This window comes from Acidovorax sp. BoFeN1 (genome assembly GCF_003345135.1).
Classification (GTDB): domain Bacteria; phylum Pseudomonadota; class Gammaproteobacteria; order Burkholderiales; family Burkholderiaceae_C; genus Acidovorax; species Acidovorax defluvii.
In genome coordinates this window covers 60624-85541 of sequence record NZ_QOZT01000008.1, presented here as the reverse complement: position 1 = coordinate 85541, position 24918 = coordinate 60624, and the positions used below count along the sequence as shown (strand labels likewise).

At 64.0% G+C, this 24918-nt stretch carries 23 protein-coding genes; 16 read left to right on the top strand and 7 right to left on the bottom strand.

The window, feature by feature from the left end:
- Nucleotides 1-214 precede the first annotated feature (214 nt).
- From DTW89_RS03560 to DTW89_RS03535, 6 genes are read left to right on the top strand one after another with little or no spacing between them, the layout of a single operon-like run.
- A complete protein-coding gene (locus DTW89_RS03560; RefSeq protein WP_114654939.1) occupies nucleotides 215-3166 on the top strand; it encodes a monovalent cation/H+ antiporter subunit A in 2952 nt (983 codons plus the stop codon).
- Complete coding sequence (locus DTW89_RS03555) at nucleotides 3166-3531, top strand: Na+/H+ antiporter subunit C (RefSeq protein ID WP_114654938.1); 366 nt, start codon at nucleotides 3166-3168, stop codon at nucleotides 3529-3531. The genes DTW89_RS03560 and DTW89_RS03555 overlap by 1 nt, the downstream gene beginning before the upstream one ends.
- Nucleotides 3532-3559: 28 nt before the next feature.
- Complete coding sequence (locus DTW89_RS03550) at nucleotides 3560-5293, top strand: monovalent cation/H+ antiporter subunit D (RefSeq protein ID WP_114654937.1); 1734 nt, start codon at nucleotides 3560-3562, stop codon at nucleotides 5291-5293.
- Nucleotides 5290-5778: a Na+/H+ antiporter subunit E gene (locus tag DTW89_RS03545; protein WP_114654936.1), complete on the top strand. Its 489-nt coding sequence runs from the start codon at nucleotides 5290-5292 to the stop codon at nucleotides 5776-5778. Before DTW89_RS03550 ends, DTW89_RS03545 begins: the two co-directional genes overlap by 4 nt.
- Complete coding sequence (locus DTW89_RS03540) at nucleotides 5775-6056, top strand: K+/H+ antiporter subunit F (RefSeq protein WP_114654935.1); 282 nt, start codon at nucleotides 5775-5777, stop codon at nucleotides 6054-6056. The genes DTW89_RS03545 and DTW89_RS03540 overlap by 4 nt, the downstream gene beginning before the upstream one ends.
- Nucleotides 6053-6424, top strand: coding sequence for a monovalent cation/H(+) antiporter subunit G (locus DTW89_RS03535; RefSeq protein WP_114654934.1), 372 nt, complete (start codon nucleotides 6053-6055; stop codon nucleotides 6422-6424). The genes DTW89_RS03540 and DTW89_RS03535 overlap by 4 nt, the downstream gene beginning before the upstream one ends.
- A gap of 86 nt (nucleotides 6425-6510) precedes the next feature.
- On the opposite strand, the gene DTW89_RS03530 is transcribed toward DTW89_RS03535, so the two are convergent.
- Nucleotides 6511-10164 carry a hydantoinase B/oxoprolinase family protein gene (locus tag DTW89_RS03530; protein ID WP_114654933.1) on the bottom strand — a complete coding sequence of 1218 codons (3654 nt, stop codon included), beginning with the start codon at nucleotides 10162-10164 and terminating at the stop codon, nucleotides 6511-6513.
- A 278-nt stretch (nucleotides 10165-10442) separates the two neighbouring features.
- On the opposite strand from DTW89_RS03530, the gene crcB reads away from it, so the two are divergent.
- Nucleotides 10443-10829 (top strand): fluoride efflux transporter CrcB, encoded by a 387-nt coding sequence (gene crcB, locus DTW89_RS03525; RefSeq protein WP_024815352.1) that lies wholly within the window; start codon nucleotides 10443-10445, stop codon nucleotides 10827-10829.
- Between the two features lie 220 nt (nucleotides 10830-11049).
- A complete protein-coding gene (locus tag DTW89_RS03520) occupies nucleotides 11050-11913 on the top strand; it encodes a TIGR00730 family Rossman fold protein (RefSeq protein WP_114654932.1) in 864 nt (287 codons plus the stop codon).
- Between the two features lie 33 nt (nucleotides 11914-11946).
- Here the strand turns inward: DTW89_RS03520 and rmuC are convergent, their stop codons facing one another.
- The 6 genes from rmuC to DTW89_RS03490 form a co-directional block, all read right to left on the bottom strand.
- Nucleotides 11947-13800 (bottom strand): DNA recombination protein RmuC, encoded by a 1854-nt coding sequence (gene rmuC / locus DTW89_RS03515; RefSeq protein ID WP_114654931.1) that lies wholly within the window; start codon nucleotides 13798-13800, stop codon nucleotides 11947-11949.
- 71 nt (nucleotides 13801-13871) lie between these two features.
- On the bottom strand, nucleotides 13872-14861 hold the full coding sequence (locus tag DTW89_RS03510) for a 2-hydroxyacid dehydrogenase (protein ID WP_114654930.1): 990 nt from the start codon (nucleotides 14859-14861) through the stop codon (nucleotides 13872-13874).
- 170 nt (nucleotides 14862-15031) lie between these two features.
- Nucleotides 15032-16441, bottom strand: a complete 1410-nt coding sequence (locus tag DTW89_RS03505) for a sodium:proton antiporter (protein ID WP_114654929.1) — start codon at nucleotides 16439-16441, stop codon at nucleotides 15032-15034.
- Nucleotides 16442-16517: 76 nt separating this feature from the next.
- Complete coding sequence (gene pncB, locus DTW89_RS03500) at nucleotides 16518-17726, bottom strand: nicotinate phosphoribosyltransferase (protein ID WP_114654928.1); 1209 nt, start codon at nucleotides 17724-17726, stop codon at nucleotides 16518-16520.
- A gap of 202 nt (nucleotides 17727-17928) precedes the next feature.
- Complete coding sequence (locus DTW89_RS03495; protein ID WP_114654927.1) at nucleotides 17929-18411, bottom strand: acyl-CoA thioesterase; 483 nt, start codon at nucleotides 18409-18411, stop codon at nucleotides 17929-17931.
- Nucleotides 18408-19349 (bottom strand): histone deacetylase family protein, encoded by a 942-nt coding sequence (locus DTW89_RS03490; protein WP_114654926.1) that lies wholly within the window; start codon nucleotides 19347-19349, stop codon nucleotides 18408-18410. The genes DTW89_RS03495 and DTW89_RS03490 overlap by 4 nt, the downstream gene beginning before the upstream one ends.
- A 202-nt stretch (nucleotides 19350-19551) precedes the next feature.
- On the opposite strand from DTW89_RS03490, the gene DTW89_RS03485 reads away from it, so the two are divergent.
- The 8 genes from DTW89_RS03485 (at nucleotide 19552) to DTW89_RS03450 (ending at nucleotide 24882) form a co-directional block, all read left to right on the top strand.
- The gene (locus DTW89_RS03485; protein ID WP_024815360.1) at nucleotides 19552-20100 is read left to right on the top strand and encodes a phasin family protein; all 549 of its coding nucleotides are present in this window, start codon (nucleotides 19552-19554) and stop codon (nucleotides 20098-20100) included.
- 731 nt (nucleotides 20101-20831) lie between these two features.
- Nucleotides 20832-22178 carry a tyrosine-type recombinase/integrase gene (locus tag DTW89_RS03480; RefSeq protein WP_114654925.1) on the top strand — a complete coding sequence of 449 codons (1347 nt, stop codon included), beginning with the start codon at nucleotides 20832-20834 and terminating at the stop codon, nucleotides 22176-22178.
- 56 nt (nucleotides 22179-22234) lie between these two features.
- Nucleotides 22235-22513 (top strand): BrnT family toxin, encoded by a 279-nt coding sequence (locus tag DTW89_RS03475; protein ID WP_114654924.1) that lies wholly within the window; start codon nucleotides 22235-22237, stop codon nucleotides 22511-22513.
- Complete coding sequence (locus DTW89_RS03470; protein WP_114654923.1) at nucleotides 22500-22781, top strand: BrnA antitoxin family protein; 282 nt, start codon at nucleotides 22500-22502, stop codon at nucleotides 22779-22781. The genes DTW89_RS03475 and DTW89_RS03470 overlap by 14 nt, the downstream gene beginning before the upstream one ends.
- A gap of 103 nt (nucleotides 22782-22884) precedes the next feature.
- Nucleotides 22885-23679 carry a hypothetical protein gene (locus DTW89_RS03465; RefSeq protein WP_114654922.1) on the top strand — a complete coding sequence of 265 codons (795 nt, stop codon included), beginning with the start codon at nucleotides 22885-22887 and terminating at the stop codon, nucleotides 23677-23679.
- A gap of 95 nt (nucleotides 23680-23774) precedes the next feature.
- Nucleotides 23775-24032 carry a hypothetical protein gene (locus tag DTW89_RS03460; RefSeq protein ID WP_114654921.1) on the top strand — a complete coding sequence of 86 codons (258 nt, stop codon included), beginning with the start codon at nucleotides 23775-23777 and terminating at the stop codon, nucleotides 24030-24032.
- Nucleotides 24029-24430: a hypothetical protein gene (locus DTW89_RS03455; RefSeq protein WP_114654920.1), complete on the top strand. Its 402-nt coding sequence runs from the start codon at nucleotides 24029-24031 to the stop codon at nucleotides 24428-24430. Before DTW89_RS03460 ends, DTW89_RS03455 begins: the two co-directional genes overlap by 4 nt.
- A complete protein-coding gene (locus DTW89_RS03450; protein WP_147277622.1) occupies nucleotides 24427-24882 on the top strand; it encodes a hypothetical protein in 456 nt (151 codons plus the stop codon). The genes DTW89_RS03455 and DTW89_RS03450 overlap by 4 nt, the downstream gene beginning before the upstream one ends.
- Nucleotides 24883-24918 lie beyond the last annotated feature (36 nt).

Sequence of the window (24918 nt, the reverse complement as noted above, 5' to 3'; positions counted from 1 at the left end):
GACCGTGCCTGCCCGGGCGTTTGTTCGGGGTACCGGGCCCAAAAAGAAAACCCGCCGCAGCGGCTGCGAGCGCTCCCAAAAAATAAGCACCCCACGCATACGCCAGGCCCGCTGCGGCGGGTTTTCTTTTTGGGACCGGTACCCCGAACAAACGCCCGGGCAGGCACGGTCTTTTCAACGACCGGCGCAGACCGCCCTGTAGAATTGCTGGCGCATGCCCCTGATCACCCTCATTCTTCTCCCCTTCATCGGCAGCTTCCTTGCGGCGGTTCTGCCTGCGAACGCCCGCAACACCGAATCGACCGTGGCAGGGCTGATTGCGCTGTTCTGCACTGTGCAGACCGCGCTCTACTTTCCCCAGATCGCCGACGGCGGCGTGCTGCGCCAGGAAATTGAATGGCTGCCCGCTCTGGGCCTGAACCTGGTCATCCGCATGGATGGCTTTGCGTGGATGTTCTGCATGCTGGTGATGGGCATCGGCACGCTGGTGGTGCTGTATGCACGCTACTACATGTCGCCCGCCGATCCGGTGCCGCGCTTCTTCTCGTTTTTTCTGGCCTTCATGGGTGCGATGGCGGGCGTGGTGCTGGCGGGCAACATCATTCAGCTGGCGTTCTTCTGGGAACTGACCAGCCTGTTTTCGTTCTTGCTGATCGGCTACTGGCACCACCGGCGCGATGCGCGGCGCGGCGCGCGCATGGCGCTCACCGTCACCGGCACGGGCGGCCTGTGCCTGCTGGGGGGCATGCTGGTCATCGGCCACATTGTGGGCAGCTACGACCTCGATCATGTGCTTGCTGCCGGCCAGCAGGTGCGCGATCACCCGCTGTACCTTACGGCCCTTGTATTGCTGCTGCTGGGCGCTTTCACCAAGAGTGCGCAGTTTCCGTTCCATTTCTGGTTGCCACATGCCATGGCCGCGCCCACGCCTGTGTCGGCGTATCTGCATTCGGCCACCATGGTCAAGGCCGGTGTTTTTTTGCTGGCCCGCATGTGGCCCGTGATGGGTGGCACGGAGCCGTGGTTCTGGCTGGTGGGCGGGACCGGCCTGGCCACGCTGCTGGTGGGTGGCTATGCGGCAATGTTCCACAACGACCTGAAGGGGCTACTCGCCTACTCGACCATTTCGCACCTGGGCCTCATCACCCTGCTGCTGGGCCTGAACAGCCCGCTGGCCGCCGTGGCGGCGGTCTTTCACATCATGAACCACGCCACCTTCAAGGCATCGCTGTTCATGGCCGCCGGCATTGTGGACCATGAAAGCGGCACGCGTGACATCCGCCGTCTGTCGGGCCTGCGATCCATGATGCCGGTCACCGCCACACTGGCCATGGTGGCCAGTGCCGCGATGGCGGGGGTGCCGCTGCTCAATGGCTTCCTGTCCAAGGAGATGTTCTTCACCGAGACGGTGTTCCTGGATGCCACGCCGCTGGTGGCCTTCATGCTGCCAATTGCCGCCACCCTGGCGGGCATGTTCAGCGTGGCGTATTCGCTGCGCTTCACGGTCGATGTGTTCTTTGGCCCGCCAGCCACCGACCTGCCGCGCACACCGCACGAACCGCCGCACTGGATGCGCGTACCGGTGGAGTTGCTGGTGCTGGTGTGCCTGGTGGTGGGCATGCTGCCTGCCTGGTCGGTGGGCCGATACCTGGATGCCGCGGCAAGGCCAGTGGTGGGCGGAGAGCTTCCTGCCTTCAGCTTGGCCGTGTGGCACGGCTTCAACACCCCCTTCGTGATGAGCCTGCTGGCCCTGGGGGGTGGGATCGCAATGTATACGGCGTTGCGGGCGCTGCGCGCTGCCGGCCGGGTGGATGCGCCACCCCTCATGCGCCACATCCGGGGGCGGCGCCTGTTTGATGGTTCGCTGGCTTTCATTACGCAGATGGGGCGCCATGGGCGGCGCATGCTGTCTACCCAGCGCCTGCAGTGGCAGATGCTGTGGCTGGTTGGCGCAGCGCTGGTTGGTGGCGCCCTGCCCCTGTGGAGCCAGGGCATGCAACTGGGCCAGCGGAGCATGTTGCCGCTTTCGCCTGCGTTCGTGATGCTCTGGGCCGTGGGCATGGTGTGCGCCGTGGCAGCCGCCTGGCAGGCTAAATACCACCGCTTGGCAGCGCTCACACTGGCGGGCGGAGCGGGGCTTTGCACCAGCATCACGTTTTTGTGGTTTTCGGCACCCGACCTGGCGCTGACTCAACTGGTGGTCGAAATCGTGACCACGGTGCTCATTTTGCTGGGCCTGCGCTGGCTGCCCAAACGCGATGAAACCCTGCGCGTTGCCACCTCCGCCGAGCAGGCCACCACCCGGTGGCGCCGCCAGCGCGACATGGCGCTGGCGCTGGCAGCGGGGGGTGGCATGGCATGGCTGGCCTTTGCCATGATGAGCCGCCCTTTTCCCGACAGCACATCCACGTTCTTCCTGGAAAACGCACTCAGCCAGGGCGGTGGCACCAACGTGGTTAACGTGATGTTGGTGGATTTCCGTGGTTTTGACACCTTTGGCGAAATCGTGGTGCTGGGCGTGGTGGCCCTCACGGTGTATGCGCTGCTGCGGCGCTTTCGCCCCGCGCGCGAAACCATGGACCTGCCCGAACAGCAGCGCTTTATGCCCGCCGATCTGCAGACCGACCTGCTCAACCCACGCCACGCCACCGACACCGCCGTGGGCTATCTGATGGTGCCCGCGGTGCTGGTGCGGCTTTTGCTGCCCTTTGCAGCCGTGGTGTCGTTTTACCTGTTCATGCGCGGGCACAACCAGCCCGGTGGGGGGTTTGTGGCGGGCCTGGTGCTTTCGGTGGCGCTGCTGCTGCAATACATCATTTCGGGCACGCACTGGGTAGAGGCCCACATGCCGTTACTCCCGCGGCGCTGGATCGGCACCGGGCTGCTCTTCGCCCTGTCCACAGGGCTCGGGGCGATCGTGGTGGGCTACCCGTTTCTCACCAGCCACACCTTTCACCTGAGCCTGCCGCTGCTGGGCGACATCCATGTCGCCAGCGCCATGTTCTTTGACATCGGCGTATTCACGCTGGTGGTGGGCTCCACCTTGCTCATCCTCACGGCCATCGCCCACCAATCGGTGCGCGGCCACCGCTACCACGCCCGCCTGGCAGAAGAAGCGGCGCAAGAGGGTGGCGCCCACCCACCCCCACCGGAGGTCAACCGCTGATGGAAATCGTTCTGGTCATCGCCATCGGCGTGCTCACGGGCTCAGGCGTGTGGCTGCTGCTGCGCCCGCGCACCTTCCAGGTCATCATGGGGCTGTCGCTGCTGTCGTATGCCGTCAACCTGTTCATCTTCAGCATGGGCCGCCTGGGCCTGGCGATCGACAAGGAACCGGTGCTGCGGCCCGGCCTGCCGAACGACCTGGCGCACTATGCCGATCCCATGCCGCAGGCGCTGGTGCTCACGGCCATCGTGATCGGCTTTGCCATGACGGCCCTGTTCCTGGTGGTGCTGCTGGCCTCGCGCGGCATGTCGGGCACCGACCATGTGGACGGCCACACCGCGCGCGACGTGCAGGAGATGCCATGAGCACCGCGCCGCGCACCAGGGCCATCCAATGACCGAAGGCCTGACCGCACTGGTGGTGCAAGGGACGTCGGCACTGATGCCGCACCTGATGCTTGCCCCCATCGCCCTGCCCCTGCTCACGGCCGCACTCATGCTGCTGATGCGCGAGGAACGCCAGCGCCTGAAGCTCACCCTCAACGTGCTGTCCACCACACTCGGGCTGCTGGTTTCGCTGGCGCTGCTGCTGTGGTCCAACCAGCCCGGCGCTACCAGCAGCATGGGCGTGTACCTGGCGGCCAACTGGCAGGCGCCTTTCGGCATCGTGCTGGCACTGGACCGCCTCTCGGCCATGATGCTGGTGCTGACCAGCGTGGTTGCCTTGGCCTCCATCGTGTTTGCGGGCGCCCGCTGGCACCGTGCGGGCGTGCATTTCCATCCGCTGTTCCAGTTCCAGCTCATGGGCCTGGCGGGCGCTTTTCTCACGGCCGATCTGTTCAACCTGTTCGTGTTCTTCGAGATCATGCTGGCGGCCTCCTATGGCCTGCTGCTGCATGGATCGGGTCGGCAGCGCGTGCAGGCGGGGTTGCACTACATCGCCATCAATCTGGCGGCGTCCTCGCTGTTTCTGGTGGGCGTGTCGATGCTGTACGGCATCACCGGCACGCTGAACATGGCCGATCTGGCGCAGATCATTCCACTGGTGGCCCCCGCCGACCGTGGCCTGCTGCACGCCGCCGCCGCCATCCTGGCGACGGCCTTTCTCATCAAGGCGGCGGTGTGGCCGCTCAACTTCTGGCTCGTGCCAGCCTACAGTGCCGCCACGGCGCCCGTGGGCGCGCTGTTTGCGCTGATGACCAAGGTGGGTGTCTACACGATTTTGAGGCTGTGGACCCTGCTGTTCAGCAGTGAAGCCGGCGCCTCCGCACTGTTTGGCAGCCTGTGGCTGATTGGCGGCGGCATGGTCACCATGGCGTTTGGCGCCGTGGGGATGCTGGGCTCGCAGCGCCTCACGCATCTGGCCGGGTTTGCCGCCATCCTGTCGTCAGGCACCCTGCTGGCCGCGGCGGGATTTGGCCAGAACCTGCTCACGGCCGGGCTGCTGTATTACCTGCCCAGTTCCACGCTGGCCGTCAGCGCCCTTTTCCTGACGGCTGACCTGATCGACCGCTGGCGCAATGACGGTGCCAGCTACGCCCCGTTCGAGCGAAGCGACAACGCGCCTTTTCTCAACGCCGAGCTCGTTCCCACCGAGGGCCTGAACCTCGACGAAGACGAAGAGGTGCTGATCGGCCGCGTCATCCCCGCCGCTGCCGCCCTGCTGGGCCTGGCCTTTATCGTCTGCACGCTGGTCATTACCGGTCTGCCACCGCTGTCGGGGTTTGTGGGCAAGTTCGCCATGCTCAGCGCACTGCTCAACCCGCTGGGCCTGACCGCTTCGGCCGGCACCCAGCCGGGCGCGCCGGGCTGGGCGCTGTTTGTGCTGATGATTGCCACCGGTCTGCTGGCACTGATTGCCCTCACGCGGGTCGGCATTCGCCATTTCTGGTCCACCCACGTTCGCGTGGCACCCCAGCTGCGTGTGCTGGAGGGGCTGCCCATCGCCGTGCTGCTGGCACTGTGCGTCGCGCTGACCGTGATGGCGGGCCCCCTGATGCAGTTCACGCAGGCCACGGCCGATGCGCTGCATTCGCCAGGCACCTACATCCGCGCCGTGATGCAGGCACAACCCATCCCCGGCCCGACCACGCCAGGCAATGCCCATCTGCCCAAGGAAGCCCCATGAAACGCCTGCTGCCCGCGCCACTGCTGTCGGCCGCGCTGTTCGTGCTGTGGCTGTTGCTGAACCAGTCGCTCAGCCCCGGCAATTTGCTGCTGGCACTGGTGGTGGCGTGGCTGGTGCCCCTGCTCACGCGCGGGCTGCGGCCCCTGCCGGTGCGCATTCGCCGCCCCGGCACGGTGCTGCGGCTGGGTCTGACGGTGGTGGCCGACACCGTGGCGTCCAACCTGGCCGTGGCGCGCCTGCTGCTGGCTCCCGGGCGGCCACGCCATGCTGCGGCCTTTGTGCACATCCCCCTGGAACTGCGCGACCCCAATGCGCTGGCCGTGCTGGCCATGATCGTCTGCATCACACCCGGCACCGCCTGGGCCGAGCTGTCGCTGGACCGCTCCATGCTCATGCTGCACGCGCTGGAGGTGGACGATCCGCAAACCCTGATCGACCACGTCAAGCAGCGTTACGAGCGCCCGCTGATGGAGATTTTTGAATGACCTACCCCATCCTTTCCTGGGCCCTGCCCATTGCCCTGAGCATGCTGGTGCTGGCGATGGTGCTTGCGCTGGTGCGGCTGCTCAAGGGCCCCTCGGCGCAAGACCGTGTGCTAGCGCTGGACTGCATGTACCTCAATGGCATGCTGCTGGCGCTGGTGATGGGCATCCACTATGGGAGCAGCACCTATTTCGAGGGCGCGCTGCTGATTGCGTTGTTCAGTTTTGTCGGCACGACGGCCATGGCCAAGTTTTTGCTGCGCGGCGAGGTGATCGAATGACCGATGCCGCGCTGCCACTGTGGGCCGAAATCACCATCGCGGCGATGGTGCTGACAGGTGCAACCATTGCGCTGCTGGGCTCGTGGGGGTTGCTGCGCCTGAAAACTTATTTCGAGCGCGTGCACGCGCCGTCCATCATTGCCACCATGGGCTGCTGGTGCATCATGCACGGCACCATCGTTTACTTCTCGCTGCAGGGGCAAGGCCTGGCGCTACACGCCCTGCTGATCGCACTGTTCGTAGCCATCACGGTGCCCGTGACCAACATTTTCCTCATGCGCGCCGCCTTGTTCCGCGCACGGCGGGCGGGCAACGATGTGCCCCCGAGCCTGAGCCGCACCACCGACTCGATCGAGCGCGATTCGTGACAGGCGGCCGCGGCCAGGCGGCACCACAACGCTCCTGAATTTATAGCTGCTAGCGCTTTACCATCAAGGGCTAGCGGCATATTTCATCAAATTTTTCTTGCGGCAGCGCCAAAACCTCCGCCACCGGGTGTGTGGATCTCGAACACATCGCCCGGCTGCATTTCGGCCTGGCCGATGTGGTCGAGCAACTCCACGCGGCCATTGGCACGCACCACCTTGTTGACGCCCGGCGCTCCGGGCTTGCCGCCATCCATGCCAAACGCGCCACGGTGGCGGCCATTGGAGAGGATGCTGGCCGTCATTGGCGCAAGAAAGCGGATGCGGCGCACCCCGCCGTTGCCCCCCGCCCAGCGGCCGCCACCGCCCGAGTTGGCACGAATGGCAAAGCTGTCCAGCCGCACCGGAAAACGGAACTCCAGAATCTCCGGGTCGGTCAGCCGGGAATTGGTCATGTGGGTCTGCACCACGCTGGTGCCGCCAAAGCCGCCTACCAGGGCCCCCGCATCGTCGAACACGCCGCCCGCACCACTGCCGCCCGAAATGGTTTCGTAATACTGGTGGCTGGCGTTGCCGAACGTGAAGTTGTTCATGGTGCACTGGCTGGCCGCCATCACGCCCAGCGCTCCCAGCAAGGCATTGGTGATGCAGGTGGAGGTTTCCACATTGCTCGCCACCACCGCGGCCGGTGGCAGCGGGTTGAGCATGGAGCCGGGCGGGATGATCACATTCAGCGGCTTCAGGCACCCGGCGTTCAGCGGGATGTCATCCTGAACCAGCGTGCGAAACACATACAGCACCGCCGCCATGCACACCGCCGTGGGTGCATTGAAGTTGTTGCTCTGCTGCGCGCTGGTGCCGGTGAAATCGATAGTGGCGCTGCGGCTCTCCGCATCCACCTTCACGGCCACGCTGATCTGCGCGCCGTTGTCCAGGGGCAGCGTGAACGCGCCGTCCTTGAGGCGCGTGATGGCGCGGAGCACCGATTCTTCGGCGTTGTCCTGCACATGGCCCATGTAGGCCTGCACCACGGGCAGGCTGAACTGCTGCACCATCTTGCCAAGCTCTTGCACGCCCTTTTCGTTGGCGGCAATCTGCGCTTTCAGGTCGGCCAGGTTCTGCTGCGGGTTGCGTGAGGGGTATTCACCGCTTTGGAGCAGGGCCAGCATTTCGGCCTCGCGCAGCACCCCGCGCTCGACCAGCTTGAAGTTGCGGATCTGCACGCCCTCTTCCTCGATGCGCGTGGAAAACGGCGGCATCGAGCCCGGCGTGATGCCGCCCACGTCGGCGTGGTGGCCCCGGCTGCCCACGTAAAAGCTGGGCTGCGCGCCGTCGGCAAGGTACACCGGCGTGATCACCGTGATGTCGGGCAGGTGCGTGCCGCCGTGGTAGGGGTCGTTGAGCACATACACATCGCCGGGCTGCATCGTGGCGCGGTTCTCGCGGATCACGGTTTTGATGCTCTCGCCCATCGACCCCAGGTGCACCGGCATGTGCGGCGCGTTGGCAATCAAATGGCCCGTCGCATCGAACAGCGCGCAGCTGAAGTCGAGGCGCTCCTTGATGTTCACCGAATACGCCGTGTTCTGCAGCTGCAGCCCCATCTGCTCGGCAATGTTCATGAAGAGGTTGTTGAAGAGCTCCAGCAGCACGGGGTCGGCCGTGGTGCCCGCCGCGCAATGCACGGCGCGCGCCGCACAGCGGTTGAGCAGCAGGTGGTCAAGGTCGGTCAGCTGCGCCTGCCAGCCGGGTTCGACCACCGTGGTGGCATTCTTCTCGGCAATGATGGCCGGGCCGGGGATCACGTCGCCGGGGCGCAGGTCTTCACGCTCCACCAGCGCGGCATCGTCCCAGGCGGGGGCACCGCTGGTGCCCACGGTGTACATGCGCACGGTGCTGCGGCGCGGCACCTCGCGCGGCGGGTGCACTACGTGGCGCGGCTCCATGGGGGCATCGCCGGGCAACACGGCCTCGACCGACACGGCCTCCACCACCAGACCCTTGCCCTGCATGAGAAACGAAAACCGCTGGCGGTAGGCGTTCTCGAATGTGGCGGTGATCTCGGCCTGGGTGCCAAACGGCACGACCAGGGCCGAATCGGTGCCCTCGTAGCGCACATGCACGCGGCGATGCACCACCGCCGCGCCAGCGCCCGCCTGCTGGCGCTGCAGCACGGCGCGCGCCGTGCTGGCCAGCGTATCCAGCGTGGCTTCGATGCCCGCCAGTGCCTCGGGCGCCAGCGTGCATTCCACGGTCTGCTCGCGGATCACGTTCTGATCGGCCAGGCCCATGCCATAGGCGCTCAGCACGCCCGCCAGCGGGTGCACAAAAACCTGCGCCATGCCCAGTGCGTCGGCCACCAGGCAGGCGTGCTGGCCGCCCGCGCCGCCAAAGCACTGCAGGGTGTAGCGCGTCACGTCGTAGCCACGGGCCACGCTGATCTTCTTGATGGCATTGGCCATCTGCTGCACGGCGATCTGGATGAAACCGTGGGCCACTTCCTCAGGCGCTCGCCCGGTCTGCACGGCAAGCGCACCAAACTGTGCGCGCACCACGTCAGCATCCAGCGGCTCGTTGGCCGCCTGGCCAAACACCTGCGGAAAATGCGCCGGCTGGATCTTGCCCACCATCACATTCGCATCGGTCACGGCCAGCGGGCCGCCCCGGCGGTAGCTGGCGGGGCCAGGGTGGGCGCCGGCACTCTCGGGGCCGACACGAAAGCGGGCGCCGTCAAAGCCCAGCACCGAGCCGCCACCGGCCGCCACCGTGTGGATGCCCATCATGGGCGCGCGCATGCGCACGCCAGCCACCTGTGTCTCAAACTCGCGCTCGAATGCGCCCGCATAGTGGCTCACATCGGTGCTGGTGCCGCCCATGTCGAAGCCGATCACGCGATCGTGCCCCGCCAACTGCGCAGTCCGGGCCATGCCCACAATGCCGCCCGCCGGGCCCGAGAGGATGGCGTCCTTGCCCTGAAAGTGGTGCGCGTCCGTCAGCCCGCCCGAGGACTGCATGAAGAACAGCGGCACGCCAGGCATCTCGCCCGCGACCTGCGCCACATAGCGGCGCAGGATGGGCGACAGATAAGCATCCACCACCGTGGTGTCGCCCCGGCTCACGAACTTCATCATGGGGCTGGTGGCGTGCGACGTGCTGATCTGCGTGAACCCCGCCTGCTCGGCCAGGCGGGCGGCCGCCTGCTCGTGGGCGGTGTAACGCCAGCCATGCATGAACACGATGGCCACGCTGCGCAGGCCCGCATCGTAGGCGGCCCACAGGCGTTCTTTGAGGTGCTCCGCATCCAGCGGCTCGATCACCTCGCCGTGCGCGCCCACGCGCTCCTGCGCCTCGATCACGCGGCTGTAAAGCAGCTCGGGCAGCACGATGTGCCGGTCAAACAGGCGCGGGCGGTTCTGATAGGCAATGCGCAGTGCGTCGCGAAAGCCTTTGGTGGTGATGAGCAGCGTGGGCTCGCCCTTGCGCTCCAGCAGCGCATTGGTGGCCACGGTGGTGCCCATCTTCACGCACTCCACCTGCGCGGGCGTCACGGCTTCGCCGGGCTTCAGACCCAGCAGGTGGCGAATGCCGGCCACCGCGGCATCGCGGTACTGCCCAGGGTTTTCAGACAGCAATTTGTGCGTGACCAGCCCGCCATCGGGCCGGCGCCCCACGATGTCAGTGAAGGTGCCGCCCCGGTCAACCCAGAACTGCCAGCGGGGTGAGAAAGAAGGTTCAATCGTCATGAGTTGCTACCGTACTAATAGCTATGAGCGCTTGCCATATAAGCGCAAAAGCCACTTTTTATATCAATTAGAGCGCGCAGCGCAGCCAGAGAAAAAAGATCGGTCCATCAGAGCACAGGATGCATTGGCGTGAGGCCCTCCATCGCAAGAAAACTGCGCTGAGTGGCACACGATGGACACGAAAGGAACGATACCAAACCCGCGCCTTCGTCTGCCATGGGCCCGTGTCACCAAAGCAAGAACCCTGGGCGCGCGCCCCGGATGTGGACAATGGCGCCATGCTGCATGTTCTGTCCATCTGTATCGGCGCCAGCCTCGGCGCCCTGGCCCGCTGGCGCCTGGGCGTGTGGCTCAGCGGGCCCGGCGCGCTGCTGCCCTGGGGCACCCTGGCGGCCAATCTGCTCGGCGGCTACCTCATCGGCGTGTGCGTGGCGGCTTTCCAGGCCCTGCCCCAGATCGACCCCGCCTGGCGCCTGGCGCTGGTCACGGGGTTTCTGGGGGCGCTGACCACGTTTTCCAGCTTTTCGGCCGAGGTGGTGACCATGCTGCAGCAGCAGCGCTACCTGCTGGCAGCCGGCACCACCGGGCTGCACTTGGGGGGCTCGCTGCTCATGACACTCTTGGGCCTGCAGACGGTGGCACTGGCGCTGGCCAGCCGCCCCTGACCGTTGGGCCAGCCCACAGCGCGGCGCGCACCCGGCCTCCCGGTCATTTTGACCTGCAGCGCAATAAGTTACTATCTTTTTAATAGCTTATGACGCACGTCTGTAAAGCGCAGCAGCACTGTTGGCCCTAAAATCCCGCAAGGCTCGCCGCTCCAATGGCTGGCCCCTGTTACAACCCTACTCTCTCAGTCCGGCCCCCGCCGCGACGTCTGGAATCCCCATGGAAGCCAACACCCAACTCAACGAACGCCGCCTGGCCGATGCCTGGGCCGAGCTGCACGCGCACGCCAACAACGACAACCCCCTGCACGCCGATGCCTACCGCCTTGCGTTTGCCGACCCCGAGTTCTTGTTCCGCCGTGAAACGCGCGGCATCCGGTTCCAGCTGGAAATGCTCAAGCCCGACCTGGGCCAGGCCGAGCAAGGCATCGAGAACACCGTGGTGGTGTATGGCAGCGCCCGCTTTGTGGCACCCGACGAGGCGGCCGCCCTACTCAGCGAAGCCGAGGCCAGCGGCGACGAAGAACAACTGCAGCGCGCGCGCCGTGCCATGCGCAACGCGCGCTACTACGACCTTGCCCGCCAGTTTGCCGGCTTGGTGGCCGACCACAGCGAACGCCAGCGACCGGCCGACCGCATCTACATCTGCACGGGCGGCGGCCCCGGCATCATGGAGGCCGCCAACCGGGGCGCCCACGAGGCGGGCGCGCTGAACGTGGGCCTGAACATCGGCCTGCCGCACGAGCAAAGCGGCAACCGCTTCATCTCGCCCTCGCTGAGCTTCAAGTTTCACTACTTTGCCCTGCGCAAGATGCACTTCATGATGCGCGCCAAGGCGCTGGTGGTGTTCCCCGGCGGCTTTGGCACCCTTGATGAACTGTTCGAGGTGCTCACGCTGGTGCAAACCCGCAAGGCCAAGCCGGTGCCCATCGTGCTGTTTGGCGTGGACTACTGGAAGCGCCTCATCAACTTTGACGCCATGGTGGAAGAAGGCACCATCTCGGCCAAAGACCTGCAACTGTTTCACTACACCGACGACCCGCAGGAAGCCTGGGGTCTGATCAAGGCTTTCTACAAGCTCTGATCTTCGGTCGCCACCCCGCGTGCCGGGGTTGGCTCAGGGCAGATCGTCCTCAGAGTCCAGCGCGGGCAATGCCGCCGTGCTGGCGCCCGCCAGCGGTACGGTGGTGTCGGGCGCGGGCAGGTCCTGCACATCGCGCAACTTGCGCTGGATGGCGCGGGTGCGCACGCCCACCTCGTCAAACTTCTTGGCGGCGGCGTCGATCGATTTCTTGGTGGCCTCGACCACATCGCCAAACTTGGCGAACTCGGTCTTGACCATGCCCAGCAGGCTCCACACCTCGGACGAGCGCTTTTCAATCGCCAGCGTCTTGAAGCCCATCTGCAGGCTGTTGAGCATGGCGGCCAGGTTGGCCGGGCCGGTGATCATCACGCGGCAATCGTTTTGCACCGCCTCGACCAGGCCGGGGCGGCGCATCACCTCGGCAAACAGGCCTTCGGTGGGCAAATACAGCACGGCAAAGTCGGTGGTGTGCGGGGGCGATACATATTTGGCAAAGATCTTCTTTGCCTCCAGCTTGATGGAGGTCTCGAACGCGTTGCCCGCCGACAGGATGGCGGCCTTGTCGGCGGCGTCCTGCGCGTCCATGAGCCGCTGGTATTGCTCCACGGGGTATTTGGAGTCGATGGGCAACCACACCGGGTGCTCGTCGTTCTTGCCCGGCAGGCGAATCGCAAACTCGACCAGCTCGTCGCTGCCCGGCACGGTCTTGACGTTGCGCGCAAACTGGTCGGGCGTGAGCACGTTGTCGATGATGGCCCCAAGCTGCATTTCGCCCCAGGTGCCGCGCGACTTCACGTTGGTCATCACGCGTTTGAGGTCGCCCACGCTGCCCGCCAGGGTCTGCATTTCGCCCAGGCCCTTGTGCACCTGCTCCAGCCGGTCAGACACCAGCTTGAAGGATTCGCCCAGGCGCTGCTCCAGCGTGGCGTGCAGCTTTTCGTCCACCGTGCGGCGCATTTCTTCGAGCTTGGTGGCGTTGTCGGCCTGAATGGCGCCCAGACGCTCGTTGAGCGCGGTGCGCAGTTGTTCGGCGTTGTGCTGGCTGCCCTGCACCAGGCCGGTGAGCTGCTGCGACACGGCGTCTTGCAGCACCGAGAACTGGTTCTTGATCTGGTAGCTGTTGCCTTCGAGCTGGTCCTTGAGCGCGGTCGACATGGTGCCCAGCTGGCTCTGGATGTCGGCCTTGAGCGAGTCGAGCGTGATGCGCGTGGCGGCCGTCAGCGCCTCGAAACGCTCTTGAATGCGCTTTTCAAACAGCGCTGCGCTCTCGCCCATGGCCTCGCGCGACTTGACGCTCTCAAAGGCCAAGGCGGCCGTGGTGGTGGTGAGCTCGGTGCGAAAACCCACCAGTGTGGCCGACAGCTCGGTGCGCGCGGTGGCGGCATCGGCCTGGCCCTGCGCCAGGTGGGCCAGCAGCGCCTTGCTGCTTTCTTCCAGGCGCCCGGCCACGGCCTGCTGCAGACCATCAAAGCGCTGGGCCAGCGAGGCATCCAGCGCGGTCTGGCGCTGGGTCAGGGCGGCATCGAACACCGACAGGCGCTGCTCCAGCCGCCCCTCAAATACGCCAAAGGCCGCCAGCAATTCGGAGCGGCTGTTGCGCGATTCACTCACCGCCTGGGCCAGGCGTTCGTCAACGGCGTGGCGCAGGGTTTCGAGCGTGGTTTGCGTGGTTTGTGTGAAACCGCTGAGCTGGTGGGCCAGCGCATCCATGGCGCCATCGTTCTTGGCCACTGCCAGCTGGGTGGCCTGGCCAGTCTGTTCCAGGGCCTGCAGCCGCGCCAGCCACTCGGGCGGCAGGTCCACACGGGGGCGGCGCACCAGCAGCAGCACCAAAAGCAGCAGCACCAGGGCCAGCGCGGCCAACAAAACAAGCGTGTCAGTAGTCAAGGCATTCACTATTATATTTATAGCATCTTGCGCTTATCCCATAAGCGCTAGAGGCCAATTTGATTCAAATTTCAGGCAGATCGCATCGCAGCCGGCTGGTTCACCGGCGTGAGCGGGCCGCGCCCGTCAAAAAAGGCGATCAGGTTGTCGGCCGCCAGGTTGGCCATGGCCAGGCGCGTGGGCACGGTGGCGCTGGCGATGTGCGGCGTGAGCACCACATTGGGCACCGTCAGCAGATCGGGGTGCACGCTGGGCTCGCCCTCGAACACATCCAGGCCCGCCGCCACAATGCGCCGTTCACGCAGCGCCTGCGCCAGGGCCGCGTCGTCCACGATGCCGCCGCGCGCAATGTTGATCAGCGTGGCCGTGGGCTTCATCAGCGCCAGTTCGACCGCGCCAATCGTGTGGTGCGATGCCGGGGTGTACGGCAGCACCAGCACCACATGGTCGGCCGTGCGCAGCAGCTCGTCCTTTTCGACATAGCGGGCCTTGCATTCGCCCTCCAGCTGCGGCGACAGGCGCGAGCGGTTGTGATAGACCACGTTCATGCCAAAGCCGTGCGCCCCGCGCTTGGCAATGCCCTGCCCGATGCGGCCCATGCCGATGATGCCCAGCGTGCTGCCGTGGATGTCGCTGCCCGCAAACATGTCGTAGCGCCAGGTGGTCCACTTGCCGGCGCGCAGGAAATGTTCGCTCTCGGTCAGGCGGCGGGCCGTGGCCATGAGCAACGCAAAGCCGAAGTCGGCCGTGGTTTCGGTCAGCACGTCGGGGGTGTTGGTGCCCTGCACGCCGGCGGCGGTCATGGCATCTACATCAAAGTTGTTGTAGCCCACAGCCATGTTGGCCACGATTTTCAGGCGCGGCGCGGCAGCGATGAGGGCGGCGTCGATGCGCTGGCTGCCGGTGGTGAAGGCGCCGTCCTTGTCGGCCAGCCGCGCGGCCAGCTCGTGGGGAGACCAGATCACATCATCGGGGTTGGATTCGACCTCGAAATGCTGCGCCAGGCGCTCCACCACCTCAGGAAAAATCGCGCGGGCAACCAGGATGCGGGGCTTGCTCATTTTTCTTCTCCAATGTGTTGTGCGTCAATCACAGCTGATGAAACTGGCACGATCCAGGCCGGGGCCGCCGAGCAAGGGCTGCCCTGCAGCGAGGGCGGCGTTCCCCTTCCCGCAGCGCGTAGCGATGCGAGAGAAGGGGGAAGCGGCAAAGTCGCTCAGGGGGATGTACTTCACTTGAACCAGATGAAGGTCATGACAATGAACAAGGGCACGAGGATGCCAAAGGACCACAGCATGTAGCCAAAGAAGCTGGGCATCTTCACGCCGCGGTCTTCGGCAATGGCTTTGACCATCAGGTTGGGCGCGTTGCCGATGTAGGTGTTGGCGCCCATGAACACGGCGCCTGCCGAAATAGCGGCCAACGTGGGGGCCAGCGTGGTCATGAGCACGGCCGGATCGCCCCCGGCGGTATTGAAGAACACCAGGTAAGTGGGGGCGTTGTCCAGAAACGAAGACAGCGCACCGGTGGCCCAGAAATACATCGCCGGATCGGGCGATCCGTCAGGCCGCGTGACGGCGGCCACGATGGCGCCAAACGGCCCGTTGAGGCCCGCCTTGAGCATGGCGATCACGGGAATGATGGTCAGGAAGATGCCCGCAAACAGCTTGGCCACCTCCTGCATGGGCCCCCAGCCGAACTGGTTGTCGGCATGGACTTTTTTCGGCGTGAGCCAGAGCGAGGTCAGCGTGACGATGACCAGGCCCACATCGCGCACGATGCCGGGCAATCCCACCTCGGTGCCCGCGATGTTGAACACCACCGACGACTTCCAGAATCCGCTGAGCAGCACCAGCGCGACCACCACGCCCAGCAAGGCAAAGTTGACCTTGCCATCAAAACCAATATCGCGGGTGTCGGGCGTCGGGTCTTGCGGTGTCACCTCTTGTTGGCGGCGGTAGTACCAGCTGTCAAGCGCATAAAACAGCACCAGCAAAACGCCCACCAGAAACAGCGTCTCCTGGTAGATGTGCCCTACCGTCCAGAAGAAATCCACGCCTTTCAAAAAGCCCAGAAACAGCGGCGGATCACCCAGCGGCGTGAGCGAGCCACCCGCATTCGACACGATGAAGATGAAGAACACCACCACATGGGCCACATGCTTGCGGTTGTCGTTGGCGCGGATCAGGGGGCGAATCAGCAGCATCGATGCCCCCGTAGTCCCCATGAAACTGGCCAGCACGGCGCCAATGGCCAGGATGGCCGTGTTGAGCCCCGGGCTGCCATGCAGGTTGCCGCGGATGTAGATGCCACCCGACACCGCAAACAGCGCGGTGAGCAAAATGACGAAGGGAATGTATTCGGCCAGCAGCGCATGCACGAAGCTGGCGCCGGCCACCCCGGGGCCAAACACCACGGCAAACGGCACCAGAAACGCCAGCCCCCAGGCCGCCGCCACCTTGCCAAAATGGTGGTGCCAGAAAATGGGGGCGAACAGGGGCACCAGCGCAATCGACAGCAACAGGCCGGCAAACGGCACGCCCCACAGCATCGAAAGGCGGCCGCCATCAAGGTCGGCGGCACAGGCCAGGCCAGGCAACGCGAACAGGGCGATCGAGGTCAACCAGCGTGAAATCTTCATGGATTTGTCTCCTTCTTTCGTTCTTGTTGAGCGTGGGCTTTGGCCACGCACGGAGTGGGCAGCGTGTTTTACGTCATCAGGGCACCGAGGGAATCTCGAATACCTGGCGCAGGTAGGCCAGGTATTTTTCGTCATCGCACATGCCCTTGCCGGGCGCGTCAGACACCTTGGCCACCGGCTGGTCGTTGCAGCGCGTCATCTTGATGACCACCTGCAGCGGCTCGTAACCGAGGTCGTTGGTGAGGTTGGTGCCAATGCCAAACGCCAGCTGGCAGCGCCCCCGGAACTGCTGGTACAGCTCGATGGTGCGCGGCACCGTGAGGGCGTCACTGAAGATCAGTGTTTTGGTCAGCGGGTCCACGCGGTTCTTGCGGTAGTGGTCGAGCAGGCGCTCGCCCCAGGCAAACGGGTCGCCGCTGTCATGCCGGGCGCCGTCAAAGAGCTTGCAGAAATACAGGTCGAAGTCGCGCAGAAAGGCGCTCATGCCATACACGTCGGACAGCGCAATGCCCAGGTCGCCCCGGTATTCCTTGGCCCACATTTCAAAGCCGAACACCTGGCTGTCGCGCAGGCGCGGGCCGAGCGCCTGGCAGGCCTGCAGGTATTCGTGCGCCATGGTTCCCAGCGGCGTCACGCCCAGCTTCATGGCATAGAGCACATTGCTGGTGCCCGCAAACTGGCCCGGACCGGGCGGTGCCCCCGGTCGGCGGTCGCCCGTGCCCAGGCGGGCCACCAGCACGCGCAGCAGCTCCTCGTGCCATGCGCGGCTGAAGCGCCTGCGCGTGCCGTAGTCGGCGATCTTGAGGTCGGCCAGCCCCTCGGCCTGCAGCAGCGCCATCTTGTCATCCAGGCGCCGGCGGCCCTCGGGGAAATCAGGCACTTTCTGCGTGTTGCGAAAGTACACCTCGTTCACGATGGCCAGCACCGGAATCTCGAACAGAATGGTGTGCAGCCAGGGCCCGCGGATGGTGATGTCGATCTCGCCCGAGGGCTGCGGCGTGACGGTGATGTATTTCTCGTTCAGCCGGAACAGGCCGAGAAAATCCACAAAATCGCTCTTGATGAAACGCAGCGAGCGCAAGTAAGCGAGCTCGTCATCCTGGAAGTGCAAACTGCACAGGGAGCGTATTTCTGACCGAATCTCGGCTACAAAAGGCGCCAGCTGCACGCCGGGGTTGCGGCACTTGAATTTGTATTCAACCTGCGCCCCCGGAAACTGGTGCAGCACCACCTGCATCATGGTGAACTTGTACAGATCGGTGTCGAGCAGGCTGGTAATGATCATGGTGGAACGGGGCCACGGCGGGGCGGCCCGGGGGTGCAGAAACCATCGCTGGTGAGACCAGGGAGCCCAAAGTGTAGGCCATCAGGCGCGTACAGCCACCCTTCAGAGACACTGAACGCCCCCGGTTGCCAGTTATGTGTCAAAGATGCCTCTAGCGCTTGCACATAAGGCGCAAGCAGCTATGCTTTATATAGCAATTTTTTCAAACGGCAACCACCAGCGCCTGCAGCACGGCACGCAGCCGCTCGGGCACCGGCACAGGACGGCGCGTGGCGCGGTCCACATAAACATGGATGAAATGCCCGGCGGCGGCGCACAACGGCTCGCCCTGGGCAAACAACCCCACCTCATAACGCACACTGGAGCCCCCCAGCCGCGCCACACGGATGCCCGCCTCCACCGTCTGCGGAAACGCCAGCGGAGCAAAATAATTGCATTGGGTTTCGATCACCAGGCCAATGGTTTCACCGGCGTGGATATCCAGCACGCCCTGCTCTATCAAGTGGGCGTTGACGGCCGTGTCGAACCAGCTGTAATACACGACATTGTTCACATGGCCGTAGACATCGTTGTCCATCCAGCGGGTGCTGATGGGGCGGAAGGCCCGATAGGCGCTGCGCGGTTGCGGCGCAGGGCGCGCTGGCTGGGCAGGCTGAGCAGCCAGGGAAGTGGTGGCAGTGGTCATGGCCGCACATTCTGCCAGCGCGCGTGGTATTGCAGGGCCACCCTCCAGGTGGCCAGCTGCGCCTGCAGGGTGTCGGCCATGTCACGGCCATAGCCCCCGGCCATCGTGAAGGCCAGTGGCACGCGGCGCTGCCACGCCCAGTCGAACACCCGGCGGTCACGGGCCTCCAGCCCGTCGTGGCTCAGGGCAAGGCGGCCAAGCCGGTCACCCACATGGGGATCAGCACCCGCCAGATACAGCACCAGCCCGGGTGCAAAGTGCTGGTCCAGCAAATCCAGCGCCTGCTCCAGCGCCTGCAGGTATTCATCGTCCGCACAGCCATCGGGCAATTCCACATCCAGGTCGCCCGCCTCCTTGCGAAACGGAAAGTTGCGCGCCCCGTGCAGCGACAGCGTGAACACGCTGGCATCGCCGCGAAAGATATGCGCCGTGCCGTTGCCCTGGTGCACGTCCAGGTCGATGACCGCTACGCGCAGCGGCTGCGCCGTGCCAGCGCCGCACGCACGCTGCCATTCGGACTGCATGAGGCGTGCGGCCACCGCAACGTCGTTGAACACGCAAAATCCGCTGCCTTTGTCGGCATAGGCGTGGTGCGTGCCGCCGGCCAGATTGCCCGCCAACCCTTCTCGCAGGGCCACGCGGCACGCCGCAATGGTGGCGCCCACCGAGCGCCGGGCACGCTCGGCCATCTCCTCGGACCACGGAAAACCGATCTCTCGCTGTGCCGCTGCAGGCAGGGTGCCGGCAGCGATCGCCTGGATGTAGCCTGGCGTGTGGGCCAGGGCCAGCTCGGCATCTGATGCGGGGGGAGCCACCTGGAGCAGCGCCTGAGGCAATTGCTGCTCCAGCCGGTCACGCAGCAGGCGGTATTTCGCCATGGGAAAGCGGTGCCCATCAGGCAGGGGCAACACAAAATGGTCTGCGTAATAGGCATGCATGACACGATTGTGGCAATCCCGCCCGCGCTGGGGAGTAACCCCTAATATGCTGCATTGCAACAAAAAATGCTTGCAATTGAACGGTGAGCCCCTAAAATTCAACCCATGCTGCACTGCAACATGGCTTTACCGAGTCAAGGTCAGCGCAGATGTCTGTAAGCCACCCTGACCCATCCGGGTTCCATTTTTTAGGAGATATGACATGTCGCTGACCGCAGAACAAATCCTGGCATCCCACAAAGCCAACATCGAAACCCTGTTCGGCCTGACCACCAAGGCGTTCGAAGGCGTGGAAAAGCTGGTTGAACTGAACGTGACCGCTTCGCGCGCTGCCCTGTCGGAAGCCGCCCAGCACACCCAGGCTGTCTTGGGCGTGAAAGACGCACAAGAACTGCTGGCACTGCAAGCTGGCCTGTTCCAGCCTCTGGCTGAAAAGACCGCCGCCTACAGCCGTCACCTGTATGACATCGCTTCTGGCACCGGCGCCGAGTTCGGCAAGGCCCTCGAATCGCAAACCACCGATGCCCAAAAGGCATTTACCACCCTGGTGGACAGCGCTGCAAAGAACGCCCCCGCCGGCTCTGAAACTGCCGTCGCTGTGATGAAGAGCGCCGTGGCCGCTGCCAACAACGCTTTCGAGTCGGTGCAAAAGGCCGTCAAGCAAGCTTCTGACGTTGCCGAAGCCAACTTCAATGCCGTCGCCAGCACCGCTGCCGATGCTGCCAAGTCGGCCACTCCCCGCAAGCGTTAAGCAAAACATCGCTGCGCTGCAGAGTGCGAACTCTGGCCAGCCATCAGGGATTTCCCTGATAATACGGACATCGCCCTGGCAACGGGGCATCCAGTTGTCTCCTTGGATCCTCTCGAAACCCCCGTTTCAGGGATCCTTTTAAAGCCCGATCCCAGCATCGGGCTTTTTTTTGCCTGCGCGACTGGTGTTTAGCGCGTGCATATGGGCGCTTCATGACTCCTCCGTCGCAGACACTGCAACCCAACGGATGGCAGCGCACGTCGCTCTGGGCGAGGCAACACGCGACTTCGGACGAGGTGCGTTAGATGCAAGGAAGTGGATAAAACGTATGGCACCAAGGTGATGAAGTCGGACGTAAGTGTTTCCGCGCTTATCCCGTTGGTCAATTGCTAGTGCGCTTGTTTTCATGGTCTGTCTGACCGTGTGTGACAGGCGGTGAAACAAGCAGACTGATACCCCCAGCAAAAAAGGGTTTGATTTCTGATGAAATCAAACCCTTGGAGCGTATCTATCGAATTTTGGGGTGGCTGATGGGGCTCGAACCCACGACAACAGGAATCACAATCCTGACTTTTTAGTATTTCACCCCGTTGATTGATGCTGATAGAATCAATACAAATCAACAACTTAGGCGTAAAGCACTGGACAAGTGAACAGCCTTATCGTTGATTGAAATTCGGCAATTTCTACTGAATTTGCCTACAGATTGCCTACAGATTCGAAGGGGCACCATGAGCAAGCCACAAAACCGCGTGAGGCTTACCGCTGGCAGGGTTGACGCCTTCACCTGCCCGGCTGGTAAATCCCAGGCTTTTCTATGGGACACCGAAGCCCCCGCCCTAGCGCTGCGCGTGACGCCCACGGGCCGCAAAACCTACGTGTTTGAATCGCGCCTGAACGGGGCAACCCTGCGCCTGAACATTGGCACCGCTACAGACTGGCCGATTGAAAAGGCCAGAGGAGAGGCGCAGCGTCTAAAGGTGCTGGTGGACAGTGGACAAGACCCCCGAGAGCTCGAGCGCCAGCAACAGGCCGCCCAGGCCGCCGAAAGGGCCGCAGCCGTTGCAAAGGTGAAAGCCGACAAAGTGGCCGCCGTAACCGTGGGCGAAGTCTGGGCGGACTACCTAGAAAAGCGCCGCCCGTTTTGGGGTGACCTGCACTACCGTGACCATATCGACAAGGCAAAGGCCGGGGGGTTGCCATCGGGCCGCCGTGGTGGTGGCAAGCAACTGACCAAGCCGGGGCCGCTGGCCGCACTGATGCCGCTGGCGCTGAAAGACCTTGACCAAGCCACGATAGAACGATGGGCCGCCGATGAAGGCAAAACCCGTCCATCATCCGCCCGGCTGGCATGGCGACTGCTGACCGTGTTTCTAACGTGGTGCGCAGAACAGCCGGAATATGCCGCCCTGCTGCCCGACAAGAACCCGGCCAAGACAAAGAAGGCCCGCGAGGCATTGGGCAAGGCCGGGACGAAATCGGACGTGCTACAGCGCGAGCAACTGGCCGCCTGGTTCGCCGCTGTGCAGCAGATACAGAACCCCATCATTGCCGCCTGCCTGCAAATGATGCTGCTGACGGGTGCCCGCCCTGGCGAAGTGCTGGCGCTTCGCTGGGAGGATGTGAACACGCAATGGAAGGGAATCAGCATCCGTGACAAGGTGGAGGGAGCCCGCGAAATACCGGCTACGCCCTACATGCTGCACTTGCTGGCCGCCCTGCCCCGCCGCAATGAATGGGTGTTCTCCAGCCCCACCAGCGCCAGCGGGTGCCTGACCGAGCCCAACAATCCGCACACACGCGCCTGCAATGCTGCTGGCCTGGAAGGTTTGACCCTGCACGGCCTGCGCCGCTCGTTCAAGAGCCTGACCGAATGGCTGGAGGTGCCGGTGGGCGTGGTGGCACAGATTCAAGGCCACAAGCCCAGCGCTACGGCCGAAAAGCATTACACCGTGCGCCCGCTGGAACTGCTGCGCGTGCACCATGAGCGCATCGAGGCTTGGATTCTGGAACAGGCCGGGATTGTGTTTGATTCCCAGGCCGAACCGGGCAAGCTGCGCGTTGTTGGCGTCGCATGAAATAACGCAACTACAAATAATCCTTGAACTTCAAATAAACGTAGCTACACTAAACCATGAATGTGACGTTCGACCCGGCAAAAGATGCCGCCAATGTGGCAAAGCATGGCGTCTCACTGACCGAGGCAGCAGGCTTTGAATGGGGAACCGCCGTAGTGTGGCCGGACACGCGCCGGGACTATGGCGAGGCCCGCATGGTGGCGCTGGGGTACATCGGCCTGCGCATCATGGCGCTGGTGTTTGTTGACAGGCCCCCAGAGCAGCCGACCGAGCGCCGCATCATCAGTTTGAGAAAGGCCAACAGCCGAGAGGTGAAACGCTATGCCGAAACTTAAAGCCGGAACCATCCTGCCCACCCCTGCCGAGGATGCCGCTATTACCGCCGCTGCGCTGGCAGACCCTGATGCCGTACCTTTCACCGATGCCGAATGGGAGCAGGTCAAGCCGCTGGTGCGCCGTGGCCGCCCGCTGGGTAGTGGCACCAAGGCTCAAGTTACCCTGCGCCTGGACGTGGAGGTATTGGAGAAATTCAGAGCATCGGGCGATGGCTGGCAAACCCGCATCAATGAGGCCTTGAAAAGCTGGGTGCAGACGCACGCCTGACCGTTTTCGCCCCAGCTAGGCCCGCTTCGAAACCGGGCTGAAAAGCGGGACACCTTCACCCGCCTGCTGGGGCTCCTTTGAAGGGCACTTGAAGGGGTGCGCAATGGAAGCGGAATACAACATCGAGCACGCGAGGGAAATTCTGGAGCAATCCGGGTTGCTGGGCAAATACCTGCTGCTCGATGAACGTGGCGTGTGGCCTGGAATTGAGCGTGACCTTCTTTTGCTGACTGAAACAGAGGGGCTGCGCTGGCGACCCGCCAGACAACTACAGCACCTGCCCGGCGCGCCAGAGGTCAAAGACACGCCCATGCTGCCCAACCCGTTCACTGCGCGGGAGCTGGCTGCATTCATGCTGGACGGCGCTGGCGCATTGGTGGCGGATTTTTATGGCGAATGGGACGACGGGCCAGACCCGGACAGCTTGCGTGCAATCGACCCGGATTCAAAAGCACGCCGCGCCGTGACTGAGGCATTCACCGCGTACCGCATGGCAATCGAGAAGGTGGGCAAATACGACATGGATGCACTGGCGCGCAGGGATGCAGCGCATACGGCGTACTGGAAAAGCAGCAACGACAAGGCGTTTTCGAAGGCGTTTGAAGATGCCCAGGCTGAATGGGACGCCGCCTATCAGGCGTGGCTGACCAAGATGGTTCGTTGCCTGCTGGAGCCACAGGCCGCAGCTCCTGCGTTGCACGTTGCTACTGAACCAACTCAAGAACAGAGGCAGACTTACCGCTGGCAACTGTGCATAGATGCTGGACTGACGATGCCAGAGGACACCTACTCACACCTACCGCGTGGAATAGGCAAGGTTGCCGAGAGTCTGGGCATTACCCGGCAGGCGTTGCAGCAAGACCTGAACGCGCACCGCGAGCGACTTTTCGGCAAGTAAATGGCAAGCGAACGGCAGGCGCTTACCTGCCGATGTATGCGAATACTTGGGAACCGTCATCAATCAACGCCCGCATGGGCAGAGGACGGTAACCAATGCAACCCGCAACCCAACACAGCGCTGACACCCGCCGCGCTGTATCCGAGCCCCAGCAGTTCCCCCCGCTGGAACAGGTCAACCGCCCCACGGTGCCGACCGAGCAAGCCGCCCATTACCTGCTGCGCCGCCCCCAAACTTTGAGGGGCTGGGCCTGTGCTGAAACCTTCCCCGATGGCCTGCGCCCGGTGCGCATCAATGGCCGCTTGGGCTGGCCTGTGGCTGGCATCCGCCGCGTGCTGGGGGTGGCAGCATGAGCACCACCACCATCTACACCCACCCGGACGGCCACGAAATCGCCGTGGGCGATGGCCTGCTGACTGCCTGCACCAGCGAAGGCACCGCAGTTTCCCTGCCCATTGGCCCTGACGGCCTGCGCGATGTGGCTGCAAAGCTGCTGGCGCTGGCCGATGCAGACGAGGCCGATGGGGCTGAACGTGCCGGTGCTGCATTGGGCGGCGAGTTGCTGGCCGAACTGCTGGCGCTGCGTTGCAGCCCCCAGGCCGATGCGCTGCGCCACGTTCACGGCAAGCTGCTGGCCCTGCACAAGCTGGAGCACTTCGACCGCGCCGCTGGTGGCTTTGCCGTGGCACTGGTTGCCGTGCTGGTGCTGGGCATTGCGAACCTGCCGAAGTTTGAAGGGGCGAAGCAATGAAAAAAGCCCCCGCTATGAAGCAAGGGGCCGCCGTGGCAGGCACTCCGATTTTCCCTCAAAGAACCAACACCGTTACCGCCGAAGTTTTGGCCCGGCTGCTGCGTGGCGAAGTGCTCACGTCACTGGATTCTGTTTTTGATTCCAGCACCACGCGCCTGAGCGCATTCATTTTCACCCTCAACGGGAACGGCTGGGAGATTGAATCGGAGCCCTTCGCCGCCGGTTGCAAAGATGGCCGGGTTTCGTGGCCGCACAAGTACTACCTGCGCACAGAGGTGATTGCGAAGGCTGGCCCAGGCGCTGCCGCATGGTGCGCCGCCGTGTTCAAAGCCCGGCGCGATTTACGTCGCAAGGCCGCCCAGGCCGAGCGCGAGGCCGCACGGCTGAACGCCATGCGACGCGCAAGCCGTGTGCATCCGGGGCAGCAGGGGTTGTTTGAGGCGGGCTTCTGACATGGCCGGGGACATTGCCTACTTCGCGGCAAAGAC

Bases quoted from the DNA above. Each gene is read 5' to 3' on its own strand.
- DTW89_RS03560 (WP_114654939.1), top strand. From the start codon at position 215: ATGCCCCTGATCACCCTCATTCTTCTCCCCTTCATCGGCAGCTTCCTT.
- DTW89_RS03555 (WP_114654938.1), top strand. From the start codon at position 3,166: ATGGAAATCGTTCTGGTCATCGCCATCGGCGTGCTCACGGGCTCAGGC.
- DTW89_RS03550 (WP_114654937.1), top strand. From the start codon at position 3,560: ATGACCGAAGGCCTGACCGCACTGGTGGTGCAAGGGACGTCGGCACTG.
- DTW89_RS03545 (WP_114654936.1), top strand. From the start codon at position 5,290: ATGAAACGCCTGCTGCCCGCGCCACTGCTGTCGGCCGCGCTGTTCGTG.
- DTW89_RS03540 (WP_114654935.1), top strand. From the start codon at position 5,775: ATGACCTACCCCATCCTTTCCTGGGCCCTGCCCATTGCCCTGAGCATG.
- DTW89_RS03535 (WP_114654934.1), top strand. From the start codon at position 6,053: ATGACCGATGCCGCGCTGCCACTGTGGGCCGAAATCACCATCGCGGCG.
- DTW89_RS03530 (WP_114654933.1), bottom strand. From the start codon at position 10,164: ATGACGATTGAACCTTCTTTCTCACCCCGCTGGCAGTTCTGGGTTGAC.
- crcB (WP_024815352.1), top strand. From the start codon at position 10,443: ATGCTGCATGTTCTGTCCATCTGTATCGGCGCCAGCCTCGGCGCCCTG.
- DTW89_RS03520 (WP_114654932.1), top strand. From the start codon at position 11,050: ATGGAAGCCAACACCCAACTCAACGAACGCCGCCTGGCCGATGCCTGG.
- DTW89_RS03510 (WP_114654930.1), bottom strand. From the start codon at position 14,861: ATGAGCAAGCCCCGCATCCTGGTTGCCCGCGCGATTTTTCCTGAGGTG.
- DTW89_RS03505 (WP_114654929.1), bottom strand. From the start codon at position 16,441: ATGAAGATTTCACGCTGGTTGACCTCGATCGCCCTGTTCGCGTTGCCT.
- pncB (WP_114654928.1), bottom strand. From the start codon at position 17,726: ATGATCATTACCAGCCTGCTCGACACCGATCTGTACAAGTTCACCATG.
- DTW89_RS03495 (WP_114654927.1), bottom strand. From the start codon at position 18,411: ATGACCACTGCCACCACTTCCCTGGCTGCTCAGCCTGCCCAGCCAGCG.
- DTW89_RS03490 (WP_114654926.1), bottom strand. From the start codon at position 19,349: ATGCATGCCTATTACGCAGACCATTTTGTGTTGCCCCTGCCTGATGGG.
- DTW89_RS03485 (WP_024815360.1), top strand. From the start codon at position 19,552: ATGTCGCTGACCGCAGAACAAATCCTGGCATCCCACAAAGCCAACATC.
- DTW89_RS03480 (WP_114654925.1), top strand. From the start codon at position 20,832: ATGAGCAAGCCACAAAACCGCGTGAGGCTTACCGCTGGCAGGGTTGAC.
- DTW89_RS03475 (WP_114654924.1), top strand. From the start codon at position 22,235: ATGAATGTGACGTTCGACCCGGCAAAAGATGCCGCCAATGTGGCAAAG.
- DTW89_RS03470 (WP_114654923.1), top strand. From the start codon at position 22,500: ATGCCGAAACTTAAAGCCGGAACCATCCTGCCCACCCCTGCCGAGGAT.
- DTW89_RS03465 (WP_114654922.1), top strand. From the start codon at position 22,885: ATGGAAGCGGAATACAACATCGAGCACGCGAGGGAAATTCTGGAGCAA.
- DTW89_RS03460 (WP_114654921.1), top strand. From the start codon at position 23,775: ATGCAACCCGCAACCCAACACAGCGCTGACACCCGCCGCGCTGTATCC.
- DTW89_RS03455 (WP_114654920.1), top strand. From the start codon at position 24,029: ATGAGCACCACCACCATCTACACCCACCCGGACGGCCACGAAATCGCC.
- DTW89_RS03450 (WP_147277622.1), top strand. From the start codon at position 24,427: ATGAAAAAAGCCCCCGCTATGAAGCAAGGGGCCGCCGTGGCAGGCACT.